This is a genomic window from Fibrobacter sp. UWR3, assembly GCF_900143055.1.
In the GTDB taxonomy this organism is placed as follows: domain Bacteria; phylum Fibrobacterota; class Fibrobacteria; order Fibrobacterales; family Fibrobacteraceae; genus Fibrobacter.
This window is the reverse complement of sequence record NZ_FRCW01000001.1, coordinates 429,275-443,802: the sequence shown is the minus strand read 5'-3', so window position 1 is coordinate 443,802 and position 14,528 is coordinate 429,275. Positions and strand designations below refer to the sequence as shown.

At 57.5% G+C, this 14,528-nt stretch carries 12 protein-coding genes; 4 read left to right on the top strand and 8 right to left on the bottom strand.

Translation table 11 applies throughout. The features are described from left to right. Window positions 1-125: 125 nt before the first annotated feature. The gene (locus BUA44_RS02065; protein ID WP_072807898.1) at window positions 126-1,820 is read right to left on the bottom strand and encodes a right-handed parallel beta-helix repeat-containing protein; all 1,695 of its coding nucleotides are present in this window, start codon (window positions 1,818-1,820) and stop codon (window positions 126-128) included. 121 nt (window positions 1,821-1,941) lie between these two features. Here BUA44_RS02065 and bioA point away from each other — a divergent pair, with 121 nt between their 5' ends. From bioA to bioD, 4 genes are all read left to right on the top strand, one after another. Further along, complete coding sequence (gene bioA, locus BUA44_RS02060; RefSeq protein ID WP_072807896.1) at window positions 1,942-3,276, top strand: adenosylmethionine--8-amino-7-oxononanoate transaminase; 1,335 nt, start codon at window positions 1,942-1,944, stop codon at window positions 3,274-3,276. A gap of 35 nt (window positions 3,277-3,311) precedes the next feature. Then, entirely contained in the window at window positions 3,312-4,097 is a 786-nt protein-coding gene (locus BUA44_RS02055) for a 6-carboxyhexanoate--CoA ligase (RefSeq protein WP_072807894.1), read from the top strand. Window positions 4,098-4,201: 104 nt separating this feature from the next. After that, on the top strand, window positions 4,202-5,344 hold the full coding sequence (locus tag BUA44_RS02050) for an aminotransferase class I/II-fold pyridoxal phosphate-dependent enzyme (protein ID WP_255370422.1): 1,143 nt from the start codon (window positions 4,202-4,204) through the stop codon (window positions 5,342-5,344). Window positions 5,345-5,348: 4 nt separating this feature from the next. After that, window positions 5,349-6,110, top strand: a complete 762-nt coding sequence (gene bioD, locus BUA44_RS02045; RefSeq protein ID WP_072807891.1) for a dethiobiotin synthase — start codon at window positions 5,349-5,351, stop codon at window positions 6,108-6,110. Between the two features lie 166 nt (window positions 6,111-6,276). On the opposite strand, the gene tsf is transcribed toward bioD, so the two are convergent. From tsf to BUA44_RS02010, 7 genes are all read right to left on the bottom strand, one after another. Further along, window positions 6,277-7,158 (bottom strand): translation elongation factor Ts, encoded by an 882-nt coding sequence (gene tsf / locus BUA44_RS02040; RefSeq protein ID WP_072807889.1) that lies wholly within the window; start codon window positions 7,156-7,158, stop codon window positions 6,277-6,279. A gap of 1 nt (window position 7,159) precedes the next feature. After that, window positions 7,160-7,900, bottom strand: coding sequence for a 30S ribosomal protein S2 (gene rpsB / locus BUA44_RS02035; protein WP_072807887.1), 741 nt, complete (start codon window positions 7,898-7,900; stop codon window positions 7,160-7,162). A gap of 189 nt (window positions 7,901-8,089) precedes the next feature. Continuing rightward, window positions 8,090-9,136: a CofH family radical SAM protein gene (locus BUA44_RS02030; protein ID WP_072807885.1), complete on the bottom strand. Its 1,047-nt coding sequence runs from the start codon at window positions 9,134-9,136 to the stop codon at window positions 8,090-8,092. A gap of 27 nt (window positions 9,137-9,163) precedes the next feature. Next, complete coding sequence (locus BUA44_RS02025) at window positions 9,164-9,652, bottom strand: hypothetical protein (RefSeq protein ID WP_072807883.1); 489 nt, start codon at window positions 9,650-9,652, stop codon at window positions 9,164-9,166. Then, entirely contained in the window at window positions 9,642-10,172 is a 531-nt protein-coding gene (gene hpt, locus BUA44_RS02020; RefSeq protein ID WP_072807881.1) for a hypoxanthine phosphoribosyltransferase, read from the bottom strand. The genes BUA44_RS02025 and hpt overlap by 11 nt, the downstream gene beginning before the upstream one ends. Continuing rightward, complete coding sequence (locus tag BUA44_RS02015; protein ID WP_072807880.1) at window positions 10,165-12,588, bottom strand: DUF3536 domain-containing protein; 2,424 nt, start codon at window positions 12,586-12,588, stop codon at window positions 10,165-10,167. The genes hpt and BUA44_RS02015 overlap by 8 nt, the downstream gene beginning before the upstream one ends. A 20-nt stretch (window positions 12,589-12,608) precedes the next feature. Continuing rightward, a complete protein-coding gene (locus BUA44_RS02010; protein WP_072807879.1) occupies window positions 12,609-14,507 on the bottom strand; it encodes a glycosyl hydrolase in 1,899 nt (632 codons plus the stop codon). Window positions 14,508-14,528 lie beyond the last annotated feature (21 nt).

Here is a 14,528-nt window from a genome sequence, read left to right as displayed (position 1 = left end):
ATCTATTATTTCGGATAAAGCAACCATTTCCTTACATTTTTACCGCAAAGTAATCGGGAAAAAGGCGTTTTTCATAAAAAAAAGGCCGTTCCCAGGGAGGAACGACCAATTTTTTTAAAATTTCGCTAAAAGGCGCGGACAGCCACAAGTGCAGAGCCCCGCCCTGCACGGACAAAGTAAATGCCCGGATTCCCGTAACGGGAACGCAATTCCCGGGCCATATTCGCGGCATCCACGTTCTGCAGGGTCCCGAGGAAACGCCCCTGCATGTCGAACACCTGCACCGATTCTGCAGTCCATTCGCGCGAAGGCTGGTTACCCGCAAGCGACGTGGTTCCTTCTGCCGAGCTGGAGGTCAGTGCCACCGAGCTGGAAGTCGCCGGCGTTGAACTGGAGGTTGCCGGCGTCGAACTCGAAGACGCCCCGTATTCATACGCCCCGAGGTCAGGAGCCTTGCCCACAAACGGAATCCCCACGTCGGTCCCGCGGTCAATCATCTGGCTCCCGCTCTTCAGCTTCAGGAAATCGACATCGGGCAGGCTGCCATCGGGCTTGCGCGGGCCAAGCGCACCTGCCAGCGCCGAGATGTCTTTCCCGGTCGTCGTCAGGCTCGGGTCCGCAACGCTCACGAAGTCGGAATTTGCCGGAGTGATGTTCAGGTTCCAGGTGTTGTATTCGCCGCTGGCGTAATCACCGCCGATATAGGCGGTCTTGTTCGGGAAGGCGATGTTATTCTTCATCACGTGCGCGTTTGCCCCGGTAAGCACCACGCCATCCGTCCTGTTGCCGGCGGCATCCCAGGAACTCGCCCACATGTTGAACTGGTTCCCGCGATTGTTGTACGAGGTGTTGTTGTACCAGTAGTTCCCTACGCTGCTGTGGTTCGCATAGAAGCCCGACGAGTAGTTGTTCCAGGCGACACAGTTCCTGATGATATGCCGCCCGGTCCCAGCCTGGCTGCTGCCCGCCTTGAAACCGTTCCCGTTCGCATTCGCCGGGTGCTTTGTGCCGTAATCGCTGTAACCGTGCCCCATTGCGAAACTGTTCTCGATGACCACCGGGAATTCCTGGCTGATAAAATCCCATCCGTCGTCGCTGTTCCACCACGCCCGGCAACCGTAAAATTTCGTGGTATCGCCCGTTGTCTGGTAATGCACGCCAAAACCGTCGGCATTTTCCCCATCGCCCTGACGCCCGTTCGGGTCGTAGTTGTCGTGGCTGTCGCAGTTGAGGAAATAATGTCCGCCGCCGCTGCCGGTGCCGCGCTCGTTCACGAAAAAACCTGCACCCTTGTTGTGGTGACTGTTAATTTGTTCCAAAAATATGTGCTTGCTGCGCGAAATGTAGACGCCCACGTTGGAATTGTATTTCATGGGGACGTTACGGACCTCGAAGCCCTTCAGGTGCAGGTAGCTCGCCTGGATTAGAATCGCCGACGTGTACATGGTGCTATCGACGGAACCCGTATGGCTATAGGCCTGCCCTATCATCAGGTTCGTTCCGTCAAAAATCGGGAGTTCTCCAGGGTAGGCAAGATAATGGATTCGCTTATTGTCACTTTCACCGCTCCTGTTCAGGAGTATCCCCGCCGACATACCGTCGTTCCTTGCATACGTGGTATCCCTGAGGTAGTACGTCCCGCCGCGAACCCACACGGTATCACCGGGAGCCACAACGGCATTCGCCTTCTTGAGCGTGGCGAAGGGTTTCGCCTGCGAACCCGCATTGCTGTCGTTACCGTCGGTGGCCACGTAGTAGACAGCCCCGAACGCATTGGCCGCGGAAAGCACAAGCCCCGCGACAAACAGTTTCGTTTCCATAATCACCTCACACCTTAGATATTTTAAATATACTTTTATATGGCGTTTTCTGTAGCAGGGTCCGCACCATAGGGTTGTCCAAGGACAACAGGAATTAGGAAAAACTATATTTGCATTCGAAATGGATAGTTTTTTTGATTGCGATTTAAACAAGAAACAGAAATTCGACAGCGAACACTTGTGGCACCCTTACGCGGCCCTGAAAAATACACCGGCGCGTTTTTTGGCAAAATCAGCCCACGGCACGACAATCGAGACGGCAGACGGCCTGAAACTCATCGATGCAGTTTCTAGCTGGTGGTGCATGGCGCACGGGCACAATGCGCCCGAAATCGTGGAAGCGATACGCAGGCAGAGCGAAAGGATGTGCCACGTGATGTTCGGCGGGTTCACGCACGAGCCCGCAATTGAACTGGGCGAGAAACTGGTGAAGTTCCTGCCGGAAGGGCTCGACAAGATTTTCTTCGCGGATTCGGGAAGCATCGCCGTGGAATGCAGTGCCAAGATGGCACTGCAGTACCAGCATGCGCTGGGCCGCCCGGAACGCTGCAAGCTGGTGGCCCTCAAGGGCGGCTACCACGGCGATACCGCGGGCGCGATGGCACTCTCCGACCCCGACGGAATGCACGTGCTTTTCCGCGGGATTATGCCGCAGCACTTTTTTGCGGAACGCCCGAACTGCAGATTCGACGAGGCCTGGAATCCGGCGGATTTCGCATCGATGGAACGCGTCGTCGAACAGCACAAGGATGAAATCGCGGCCGTCATCTGCGAACCCGTTTTCCAGGGCGGGAACGGCATGTGGCTTTACAACGCGGGCTACCTGAAGGCACTCCGCGAGCTTTGCGACCGCTACGGCATTCTGCTGATTCTTGACGAGATTGCCTCGGGATTCTACCGCACCGGCCCAAGATTCGCGATGATGCATGCGGGGATAAAGCCGGACATCATGTGCATCGGCAAGGCGCTTACCGGCGGAAGCATCACGATGGCGGCCTGCATTGCATCCGGGAAGGTGGCGGACACCATCACGAACAGCAGGATTCCCGCATTCATGCACGGGCCTACCTACATGGCAAACCCGCTCGCTTGCGCCGCAGGGATTGCATCGCTCTCGCTTTTCGAAAACCGCGACTACGCAGGCAGTGTCGCCCGAATCGAGAAGCGGCTCCGTGCAAACCTGGAACCGCTCCGCAGTCTCGAGAACGCGGCCGACGTGCGCGTACTCGGAGCAATCGGCGTGCTAGAACTGAAGGCGAAACCCAGTGCCGAGGATATACTGCGCGTGATTCGCGAAACGGGCGTGTGGCTACGGCCCTTCTGCAACTACGTCTACACCATGCCGCCGTTCATTACGAGCGATACGGAAATCGACCGCATCTGCGAGGCGATTAAACTGATTGGCGAGTGCGAGCCCGCGCCGGTTGTAGAAGGCGAAGACGAATTTCATGAATAAGGGTGCTGTTCTGCAATCCCGGAGCGAGATTTTTTATGGATTATTACAGTTTGAAGATGCGCGCATCGCAGCAGGTCGGTGAAGGCGAACAGAGGCACGAGCAGCATATTTCCGGCGCTGAACGCATCGTCGCACGCGAAAACGTAGAGGCGGTCTGCTCTGCGATGGTGCGCCGTGCCATGACGCATTCGAAGGGCGACCCGGATTTCATCAACGTGAAAATCGAGAAGGTCCACGAGAGCGATATCCGCATTTTGAAGGCGCTGCCCGTGACCCGCGTGGACGTAGAAACGTGGCAGGAAGGGCTGGAGAAAGCATTCGAGCTGATTGGCGAAGCCGTGGGCAGTGCCGCCGGCGGTGCCGGGACTGACGCGATAAGGGAATTCGCAAATAAACTGCCGGAATTATTGCGCAAGACATTCCTGATGCGCGGGGCGATGCTCTACGATATCGCGACGGGGAAGCGCCTGGAACCCGACCAGGCACGCGGCGTGCGCGCCACCTACATGGACGCTCTCCGGGGCAACGTGGTGGACAGCTGCAAGAACCACTTCAACGAAGCCATCGTGCTCGCGACCAAGGTGGCGAACGCGCCCGGAATCGTGGCGGAAATCTGCATCAGCGACGACCCGGAATACGTGACGGGCTATGTGGCCAGCAAGGAACTCGGCTACGTGCGCATAATGAAAATGAAGGAAGCGGGCGACGAGAACGGAGGCCGCATATTCCTGTTCGATTCCCGCAAGGCAAGCGCCGAAGAGTGTATTGATTATTTACAGAAGAAGAAAGTCTTGGTGGATGTAGACGGCAGAATGGCATGAACGAACAAGTTTTAGACTCTTTTACGAAAGACGCACTAGAATCAGCGCGGGCAAGCAACACTTACCGCACCCTACGTCACATCGTTTCGCCGGAAGCGTCGCACGTGAAAATCGCGTGCAATGGTTCAGGGCATGCCCCCACCGACACGCTCCTGCTCGCATCCAATTCTTACCTGGACCTCGCGAACATTCCCGAATTGAAGCAGGCAATGGCAAACGCGGTACTCGAATGGGGCACCGGGAGCGGCGGCGCGCGCCTCACCACGGGCAACAAGACCCCGCACGACGAACTCGAGGAATGCATTGCGCAGTTCAAGGGCGAAGAGGCGGCAATCACGTTCAACACGGGATACATGGCGAACGTGGGGACAATTTCTGCACTCTGCGGCAAGAACGACTTTGTATTCAGCGACGAACTGAACCACGCGAGCATCATCGACGGGATTAGGCTTTCACGCGCCAGTTGCAAGGTCTACAGGCACAACGACATCGCGGACCTGGAACGCGCGATTGCCGAGGCGAAACTTGAAGCACGCTCTCGCGGGCAAGATGCGAAACAAGAGGCGAAACAAGATGCGCGGCCCTTCCGCGGGCTTATCGTGACCGACGCCGTCTTCAGCATGGATGGCGACCTCGCGAACTTGCCGGAACTCCTGCGCGTCGCCCGCGAACAGGATGTATTGCTCATGATTGACGAGGCGCACGCCACGGGCGTGGTCGGCAAGACCGGCAGGGGGCTTGCCGAACACTACGGCTGTGCTCACGCCGACGTTACCGTCGGCACATTGAGCAAAGCCGCCGCCGCCGAGGGCGGCTTCGTGGCGGGCAGGCAGCAACTGATTGATTTCCTCCGCAACAAGGCCCGCAGTTTCATTTTCACGACGGCGATGGCGCCCGCGGTTGCCGCCGCCGCATGCAACAACCTGCGATACATCGGCAGCCACCCGGAGCGCGTAAGGCAGCTTCAGGACAACGTAAAGTTCTTCTGCGAAGCGTTGAAGCGCGAGGGCCTGGGCGTGCAGCCCTCCCCTTCCGCAATCGTCCCGATAGTCGTTGGCGACGAGGCCCGCGCCCTCGAGGTTTCTGCCACGCTCCAGGAGCGCGGCATACTCATTCCGGCCATCCGCTACCCGACAGTCGCCCGCGGGCAGGCCCGCCTACGCGCAAGCCTGATGGCGACGCACACGCAAGAGGAACTGCAAACCGCCGCAACTGCAATTTCTCAAATCATAAAAAGCACTGATTAACATTATGGCCCTCAAAAATCATTCGTCTTTCGCCTCTCGTCTTTCGTCTAAACCCAAGGGTTATTTCGTTACTGCAACCGGGACCGATGTCGGCAAGACATTCATTACCGCGCTTCTCGTGAAAAAATGGCGCGACTCCGGAATCGACGCGGGCTACTACAAGGCGGCCCTCAGCGGGGCGGAACTCCGCGACGGCAAATGGATTGCGGGCGATGCCGATTACGTGAAACGCATAGCAAATCTCCCCGACACGCAGGAGCAGCTCGTGAGCTATGTCTACAGGGAGGCGGTTTCCCCGCACCTTGCCGCCCGCAAGGAAGGCAACCCCGTGGAACTCGCGAAGGTTACCGCCGACTTCGAGGCGGCGCTTTCCCGTCACGAATTCATATTCGCGGAAGGCTCGGGCGGAATCATCTGCCCCATCCGTTACGATGCAGGCGCATCTTGTGCATCTCGCGCAACAAACGACCAAGCCATCGCCCCGCAAAGAATATTCCTCGAAGATATCATGAAGGCGCTCGGGCTCCCGCTGCTCATCGTGACAACGGCAGCCCTCGGCTCCATAAACGCCTGCGTACTGACGGTAGAATACGCCAGGTCGCGAGGCATTTCCGTTCGCGGGATAATCGTGAACCGCTACGGCATGAGCGGGAACCTCGAAATGGAAGACGACAACATCGCCATGATGCACGACATGACCGGCCTCGAGATTCTCGCAAGAGTAAAGGAAGGCGATACGGACCTGGGTGTGCCACATTTCGTATAAAATAACATCACCAAAAACGACATCTCAGTAAAAAAACTGGCCGCCCCGGGTGGGACGACCTATTTAAAGTTTGAAGATCCTCGCCTTCGCGAGGATGACACCCTTTGTGCGAGGATGACACCCTTTGTGCGAGGATGAAGCCCTCTACGCGAGGACGAAGTCCAAACTAGTTACCGCGTTCGAAGCGGATGAAGTTCACGACCTTCAGGCTGGAAAGACCGAGCTGCTTGGCGACGACTTCCTGGAGGTAGTCCTTGACGCTGAGCTTCTTCGGGTTCTTTTCGGACATGAAGAATTCCTGATCTTCGAGAACGATTTCCTTGAGGACCTTAGCCACGCGGCCATCGATCTGGCGCTGCATGAACTCAGGCTTGGTCTGCTTGCCAGAAGCTTCGATCTGAGCCTTGGCAATTTCCTTTTCCTTCTCGATCGTTTCGGCCGGGACGGAAGCATCGTTCAGGGCAACCGGAGCAAATGCGGCAGCCTGCATAGCGATGTCCTTGGCGGCAGCCTTGAGGGCGGCTTCGTCGGCAGAGCCTTCGAATGCGAGTTCGGTAATCACACCGATCTTGCCCTTCATGTGGCTGTAAACACCGAACACGGAATTCGGGACCTTCTTGAGTTCGCCGAACTTGCGGAAGTCGATGTTTTCCTGGATCTTCACGAGAACGTCGGCGAGGCGGTCGGCAATCTTCACGCCGTCGACGACAGCGTTCTTGAGGTCTTCGACGGAGGAGATAGCCTGGGTCTCGACTGCCTTCACGGCGAGGTTCGCGAGAGCGACGAAGTCATCGTTGTTGGAAACCGGTTCGGTTTCGCAAGAGAGTTCGAACGCAGCAGCCTTGTCGGCAGTTTCCACGAGGTAGATGCGGCCTTCCTTGGCAGCCTTGTCGGCGCGCTTTGCAGCGACGGCGGCACCCTGCTTGCGGAGGAGCTCGACGGCCTTGTCCATGTCACCGTCAGTCTCGGTGAGGGCCTTCTTGCACTGCATCATGCCCACGCCAGTCTTCTGGCGGAGTTCGTTAACGAGGGAAGCGGTAATCTGCATATTACTTGTCCTCGCCGTTGTCGAACTTCTTGGGTTCTTCCTTGTCGGCCTTCTTGTCGTTGGCGACGCGGGCCTTGACGTTGGCGGCGATGTAGTCCACAATGAGCTTGATGGACTTCACGGCGTCGTCGTTAGCCGGCACGGGGTAATCCACGAGGGTCGGATCGACGTTCGTGTCGCAGATGCCGATGATAGGAATGTGAAGGCGACGGGCTTCGGCCACGGCAATCTTTTCGTGGGCGAGGTCGGTCACGACCAGGAGACCCGGAAGGTTCACCATTTCACGGATGCCACCGAACACGGAAAGGAGCTTTTCGCGTTCGCGGTTCTTGTCGAGCACTTCCTTCTTGGAGAGGGCCTGGAACGTACCGTCGTTTTCCATGGCGTCGATCTTGTCGATCTTCTTGATGGACTTGCGGACCGTCTGGAAGTTGGTGAGCATACCGCCGAGCCAGCGGTTGGTAACGGAGAACTGGTTGCAAGCGGCAGCGGCGTCGAGCACGCACTGACGAGCAGTCGGCTTGGTGCCAACGAAGAGCACGGTCTTGCCAGATTCAGAAATCTTGGCGGCGGCCTTGGCGGCTTCTTCGAGGAGGTCGCGAGTCTTGGACAGGTTGAGAACGTAGATGCCGTTCTTTTCAGCCAAGATGTAGGGTTTCATTTTCGGGTTCCAGCGCTGAGTCTGGTGACCAAAGTGGGAGCCTGCTGCAAGCAGATCTTCAACGGAAGGCAGATTTGCCATAATGTATTCCTTTTCGGTTGTTACTACCCGGCATGCAAATAAGCCGCGAAGCGATGCCCTGACTTGGGGTGAACCTCAGGCCCAGGACCGCGCCACCGAAGCGACTCTCGCAAACCGGTGATTGGTTTTACCCGGGCGAAATTGCCCGAGCGCGGTCAAATATAGCTAAATGCGAGGGTCGCGGCAACGTCAGTCGAAGTTCAGACTGCGCCGGTAAGGGGTAAAACCGGCGTCGGTAATGAACTTTTCTGCCGCCTCGATGGTGGTGAGGCCGTGATTTTGCAGGACGTTTTCTTCTATCACGATGCTGTTGATGTCATCGGCGCCGGCATGGAGCCCGAGTTCCCCGAGAGAGAGGCCCATCCCGAGGAGCGAAACCTCGATATGCGGGATGTTGTCGAGGAATATGCGGCTGAGCGCGAGCAGCTTGAGGTATTCGTCGCCGCGCACGTGCCGGATGGGGAACTTGTCGGTCTGCGGCTGGAACGTCCATACCACGAAACTCTTGAATCCGTGGGCGGCGTCCGGCGCCCTGTCCTGCGTGCTCCGCACGTAGTTCAGGTGCTCGATGATTTCTTCTGCGGTCTCGATGCTCCCGAAGACGATGTTCGCGCTCCCGGGGAGTCCCTTCCTGTGGCAGGCGGCGAGTGTATCGCACCACTGCCTTGCGGTAAGTTTCCGCGGGCTCAGCATCTGGCGCATACGGTCGCTTAAGATTTCGGCGCCTGCTCCCGGAACGGAACTCAGGCCCGCTTCCTTCAGCACGTCGAGCAGTTCGTCGAGTGGCATGTTGTTGAATTCCGCGATGCGCACGAGTTCCACCGGCGAAAAACCGCGCACCTTCACGCCCATTTCCTGCGAGAGCATCTTCAGCACGTCGGTGTAATAACTCAGGGGAATTTCCTTGTTCACGCCCCCCTGCAAAAAAATCTGGTCGGCACCCTTCGCCTTCGCTTCAAGAGTCTTCCGGCGGATTTCGTCCAAACTAAGCACGTACGCTTCTTTGCTATGCGCCGGCCTGCAAAAACTGCAAAAACTGCAGGTCACCTCGCACACGTTCGTGTAGTTCACGATGCGGAACGCGGTATAGCCCACGCGGTTTCCGGGGTTCATGCGCCTGCGAATCGCGTCTCCCGCTTCCACCACTTCAGTCCACGGGGTGTTTTTCAAGATATCGAGCGCTTCCGCCGGAGTGATGCGGGTTCCGTCAACCGCTTTTTGCAAGTTTGTATTCATCGTGCAACCGCCCGCCCCGCCTGTCTGCTACTTCTCCGCGTCGTTGCTGTCTAGCACCGGGATGTTCTTTTCTTCCTGGCACAGGTTCTCTTCGCGAATCTTGAAGGTAAAGTCGACCAGGTTATTCTCGAACATCTTCTGGTAGGGCTTGCGGGCCTGCACGTTCTGGAGAGCGCAGGTGCAGTAGTTGATGCGCTGCACGAGTTTCAGGTCATCGGAAGGCGTACCCTTCGCGAACACGCATTCGTGCATGATGGCGTATTCCATCGGGCGGTCGTAACGGCCCTTGCACTTGTTCTTGAGGTCGGGCTGCGCGGCCACCTTCTCGATTATTCCCTGCGAGGGCACGTCGTTTATGACCTTGCTCACGATAAAGCCCGCAATGAAGAACAGGAGGCACACGGCAGCGTTGATAAGGAATCGCTTGCCGCGGCTTATCTTGTTGTAGCTGCGTTCAACGGCTTCGAATGTCTGTGTGGCATGCAGCCTGACGTCTTCAAAATCGTTACTTGCCATCGTCTTCCTCCATCGTCCAGATTTCGGGGAATGTGCGGTAGTCGCCCGCGTAGTCGAGCCCGTAGCCCACGACAAACTTGTTTTCTACCTCGAAACCCGCGAAGTCGGCGGTTATGTCCGCGGTACGGCGGGCGGGCTTGTCGAGCAGCACGCAGGTCTTGATTTCCTTCGCGCCCATGCCGGCAAGGGCCTGCTTGATTCCGAACATCGTGTTGCCGGTATCGAGAATGTCGTCTATCACGAGCACCTTCTTGCCGCGGATATCCATGTTCTCGAGCCCCGTGATTTTGAGGTTCCCGCTCGATTCGGTGCCGCTGCCATAACTAGATGCCCGTATGAAGGCGAGTTGCAGTTTCGGCGACGCGATTCGCTTGCAGATATCGGCGCTGAAAATGAATCCGCCCGAAAGCACGGTGATTACGATATCGCACCCGAACGCGGCAACGTCCTTGCCGAGCGTGTCCAGTCGCTCGTTTATCTCCTGTGCGGAAATGAGCGGTTTGCTGGACTTCCTATACATTGTCCACCTCGAAGTTGAGCCAGCCGAACATGGGCTTGAGTGCAGCAAGTTTGCCCTTCGGGTCTTCCTTGAACTGCTTGTAAATCTTGAATACCTTGTTTTCGAGGCTCGTCTTGTCGATGCCGAGCTTGAGCCAGTCGGCAACCGTGATGAGGTCGGTTATATACTTGACCGTAGATTCGTCGATCTTGGCGTAAACGTCGTCGATGAGGGCACTCAGCTTGCGGAAGAACATACGGCCCGTACCGCCGAAACTCGGGTTCGTGTCGAGCCTGTTCGCCTCGTCCATGAGCCCCTGGATTTCCTTCACGAGGTTAGAGTCCGGACCTTCGAGCAGCTTGAGCGCCTCGTGGTGAATGCGGGCGTTGAGTTCGAGCGAGAGAATCTTTCGCATGGTGTCGGGCAGCGTGTGGTCGGGGTCGGCAAGGCTGTCGATGGAGATGCCGTGATTCAGCGCGAAACTCGAGAACGATTCTGTGAGGCTCGCAAGGTGTTTCTGCGTGCTGCGCTTGTTGATGGTCTGCAGCGAGTCGCTCATGAGGTCGCGCATACGCACCACGTAGGCGGTCGGGAACAGGTTCCTGAGTTCGATGGTCCCCATATTCGGGTTTTCCACGAACTTGAGGCCGTTCTCCTCGATGCTCCCCATCGCCACCACGATGTTCACGCGCCCGAGGGCGTCGGTAATCACGAGGTTTGTCGTCTCGCGCTTTTCGCCGATAAACTTGTCTTCGTAGGTTACGCGCACGAGTGTCTGGCGCCTGCGGCTAGAAATCTTCTCGGCCTTCATGCGGGAGTTCGTGTTGTCGGAATCCTGTTCGAGTTCCAGGTGGAATATCGCGGCGCGTTCGGCCATCTCCTTGAGGATTACGGGGACCGCGTCTTCGGCGTAGCGCGTAAAGACCTCGGCTCCGTTCCACTTGTGTTCGTTACTCGTGGCGCGGGCAAGGATACTCAGCACCTCGCTCTTGATGTTGTGCCCGAACGGCAGAAACGGTTCCAGCAGTTCCATGGCACGCAGGGCGTAGCGCATGTTCTGTACGGGTTCAAGGCCCTCGATATCGTTGAAGAACCAGCCGCAGCTCGTGAAGCTGAACAGGCAGAACTTCTGGATTTCCAAGAGGCGAATCGCCTTCGCGCACATGGCCTCGTTTTCGGGTTCCTTGATAGTATCCTTGAGGAACTGCTCCACGCGGGACTTGTCTTCGGGTGCGACGAGCGCCTGCACGTAGTTGTTGCGTGCATCCCACGGGCCGACCTTGGAAATCCTCTCGAACTCGCGGACAAAAACGTCGTCGGCAAGCTTTTTCAGGTGGTTGAACGCGTCACGCAGGGGACCGCGCCATTTCTGGTTCCAGCCGGGCCCGCCGCCGGTCGAACAGCCGCAATCGCGGTACCAGCGGCCCACGCCGTGGGCGCAGCTCCATGCACATCCTTCGCCGTAGAAGTTCTTGAGCATAACCTCGTGCTGCGGCGGGAACTTCTCGAGGAACCAGCCGTAGTTCACCGGCACCATCTTGTGTTCGGGTGCGTAGCGGTTGTAGAGCCAGGCGGCGCACATGTCGCCGAAGGGCTCGTGGTGACCGTAGCTTTCACCGTCGGTACCGATGCTCACGAGTTGCGCGTCTTCGCGGTTCTCGTCCCAGGCGTCGGCAATGCGCCTGCCGAACGTGCCGGCATCGCGCAGGAGGTGTTCAAACCCTACGGCAGAAGAAAGCCACGGGTTGTAGAAGAATACGTCCAGGTATCCGTCGCATACGAGATTGCCGTCTTTGTCCCGCGGGTACACGCGGTAGGGGCGCGTCGTATCGATGTCGGTGTTGCTGCACCCGGTCCATTCCTCGTCGCCGAACTTGCGGAAGCTATCGGCCTGCGTGGGCGAAAGGATGGTGAACTTGATGCCCGCCTTGATGAGTTCCACCACCGTCTCGAAGTTGATGGCGGTCTCGGCGAGCCACATGGCCTCGGGCATGCGGCCGAAATGGAACTTGAAATCCTCGATACCCCAGCGGATTTGCGTGCGCTTGTCCTGCTCGCTTGCAAGCGGCATGATGATGTGGTTATAGACCTGCGCAATCGCGTTGCCGTGCCCGAGACGCTCGATGCTCTTCTTGTCGGCTTCCTGGATGCGGCGGTAGGTATCCGGCGTGTTCGTGCGGATCCAGCCCATGAGGGTTGGGCCCATGTTGAAACTCATGTACTCGTAGTTGTTGACGATATCTACGATATGCCCGTGCGGGCTCAAAATGCGGCTTGCGGAATTGGGACTGTAGCACTGGCTCGCGATTCGGTCGTTCCAGTCGTGGTTTGGGCGTGCGCTCGGCTGGTTTTCGATGACGCCCGTCCAGGGATTTTCGCGAGGGGGCTGGTAAAAATGACCGTGAATAGTAAAGTAGAGGGGGTGCTTCTTGTCCATACCCCCAAAGATAGAAAACTTTACTTCACGCGGATTTTCTGGGCGTAATTTGCTCCGCCTATCCTAGCGCGAACGACGTAGTTCCCGCTTGCGATTCCCTGCAGGTCGAACTGCGTGGAGCCCGCGGGCACGTTGCCCTGGACAAGCGTTGCGACCTTGTGCCCGAGCATATCGAACAGCGCAATGCTCGCAGTCGTATTGCCGCTCACGTCTATCTCGAGCGTGTTGCCGCTCAAGCGGATATTTAGTTTATCCGAAACGCCCGCATATTTCGCGACAGGTATTGCAGTCGGGGCGACAATGGCACCCTCGCTGCTGGTATCGGCGACAACGTTGCCCCAGCCGGGCATGTCATCGAGCGCGATAATGCGTTCATCGTCGAGGTTCCTTTTCCACATGTCTGCAGGAGTCTTTTCAAGGAAGTTTCCGCTCCACGTCTGGCTCCAGGTCATCCAGTAACTCCAATAGGCCTTGTCCTCGGCGATGCTGTCAATATCCGGGATGGCGCCGTTTTCGCTCAGGGCGATGAGCTTCTTGGTGCCGACGTCGCTCACAATCTTGTTGAAGTAGTTTGCGGCGGAATTGTGGTTGAGAAGCGGGTCGTAGATATCGACCGCGACAATGTCCACGTATTCGTCACCCGGGTACCATTCCGCATTGAGAGCGCTGTAGTCGTAACCATACTTCGGGTCGGTATTGATGTTCCATACCCAGATGAGGTTCGTGAGTTTATTTGTATTCACCATGCGGTCGAACACGAGGCGGTAAAGATGCACGTAGCACTCGGGGCTAGCCGTGCCCCACCAGAACCAGCCACCGCTGGCCTCGTGCAGGGGGCGCCACACGACGGCGATTCCCTTTTCCTCAAGTTCCTTGAAATAGCCCGAGACAATGTCCACGTCGGCGACGATGTCCTTGTAGACCTGCGAAGTCGCGTCAATCTCCTTGCAGGTGGAATCCTTGAAGGCCTTCGTGTAGTTAAAACAGGTGTTGTTGTCGGCCGTCTTCGTGACGCCTTCGGTGCAACCCGCATTCCTGTAGCCTTCCTGCTGCGTGTAGAAAATCGTGTCTTCCCCGACTTTCCAGTGCCAAGTGTAGGTCGGGATGCCGCCCAGTTCCCACAGCTGCTCGGTCATGACCAGGTTGTTCTCGGTATAGCCCCGGAACCAGCCTTCCTCGTGATGCCCGCCCGCGGCAAAGAGCATGTCGAACCCGCCCACGGCCGGGTAGTGCCCGCTGCGCTTGTAGAACTCGGCAATGTCGGTCTGGCCCTTCCACGAGACTTCCTCGTCGCTGAACTTGCAGGAATCCGCCGGAGTGCATTCGCCCGCCTTCAAAAGCTTCATGTTGCCGTAATCGTAGTTGAAGTTCTGGTCGCTAATCATCATGCCGCTCACGGTCTTCTTCATGAAGTTGTCGCGGAGGAATGTCTTGACCTTCTTGGCGCTCTCGCTCGCGTTAGGCGTTACGGGCAGTGCGCTGATGTTGAAAACGGGGTCGGGATGGCGTTCCACGGTAATGTAGTCCACGCCGATGGCGCCGTTCCCTACGGTAATCGTGTTCTCGCCGGCACGCATCTTGGCGGATGCCGCCACCACGTAACTGGAATCGCAGTTGCGCGGGGTGGTGAGCATCGAGCCCGCCTCGACACCGTTCACGAGAATCTTGGAGGTCGTCCAGTCGTACTGCTTGATGAGCACCTTGGTCGTGATGTCGTACATCGCGGTTTCCTCGACCTTGACCGTGAAGGTGAACTCGGTACCGGAGGACTTCGTCACGAACTTCGCTCCGGTGGAATCTGCCGAGACATCGCCAGCATTTACACCCGGCTGTGCTTCGGCTTCGTAGACTGTGGGGGCGGCAAAAGCGGATACCGCCACGGAGAATGCGGCTATGGCCGCGAAAGACCTGAATTCCATAAACACTCCATACATTTTATG

What these genes read in the sequence shown, in the direction of transcription:
- BUA44_RS02065 (WP_072807898.1), bottom strand. Translation starts at nt 1,820, where the DNA reads ATGGAAACGAAACTGTTTGTCGCGGGGCTTGTGCTTTCCGCGGCCAAT.
- rpsB (WP_072807887.1), bottom strand. Translation starts at nt 7,900, where the DNA reads ATGGCAAATCTGCCTTCCGTTGAAGATCTGCTTGCAGCAGGCTCCCAC.
- bioA (WP_072807896.1), top strand. Translation starts at nt 1,942, where the DNA reads ATGGATAGTTTTTTTGATTGCGATTTAAACAAGAAACAGAAATTCGAC.
- BUA44_RS02055 (WP_072807894.1), top strand. Translation starts at nt 3,312, where the DNA reads ATGGATTATTACAGTTTGAAGATGCGCGCATCGCAGCAGGTCGGTGAA.
- BUA44_RS02025 (WP_072807883.1), bottom strand. Translation starts at nt 9,652, where the DNA reads ATGGCAAGTAACGATTTTGAAGACGTCAGGCTGCATGCCACACAGACA.
- bioD (WP_072807891.1), top strand. Translation starts at nt 5,349, where the DNA reads ATGGCCCTCAAAAATCATTCGTCTTTCGCCTCTCGTCTTTCGTCTAAA.
- BUA44_RS02015 (WP_072807880.1), bottom strand. Translation starts at nt 12,588, where the DNA reads ATGGACAAGAAGCACCCCCTCTACTTTACTATTCACGGTCATTTTTAC.
- tsf (WP_072807889.1), bottom strand. Translation starts at nt 7,158, where the DNA reads ATGCAGATTACCGCTTCCCTCGTTAACGAACTCCGCCAGAAGACTGGC.
- BUA44_RS02030 (WP_072807885.1), bottom strand. Translation starts at nt 9,136, where the DNA reads ATGAATACAAACTTGCAAAAAGCGGTTGACGGAACCCGCATCACTCCG.
- BUA44_RS02010 (WP_072807879.1), bottom strand. Translation starts at nt 14,507, where the DNA reads ATGGAATTCAGGTCTTTCGCGGCCATAGCCGCATTCTCCGTGGCGGTA.
- hpt (WP_072807881.1), bottom strand. Translation starts at nt 10,172, where the DNA reads ATGTATAGGAAGTCCAGCAAACCGCTCATTTCCGCACAGGAGATAAAC.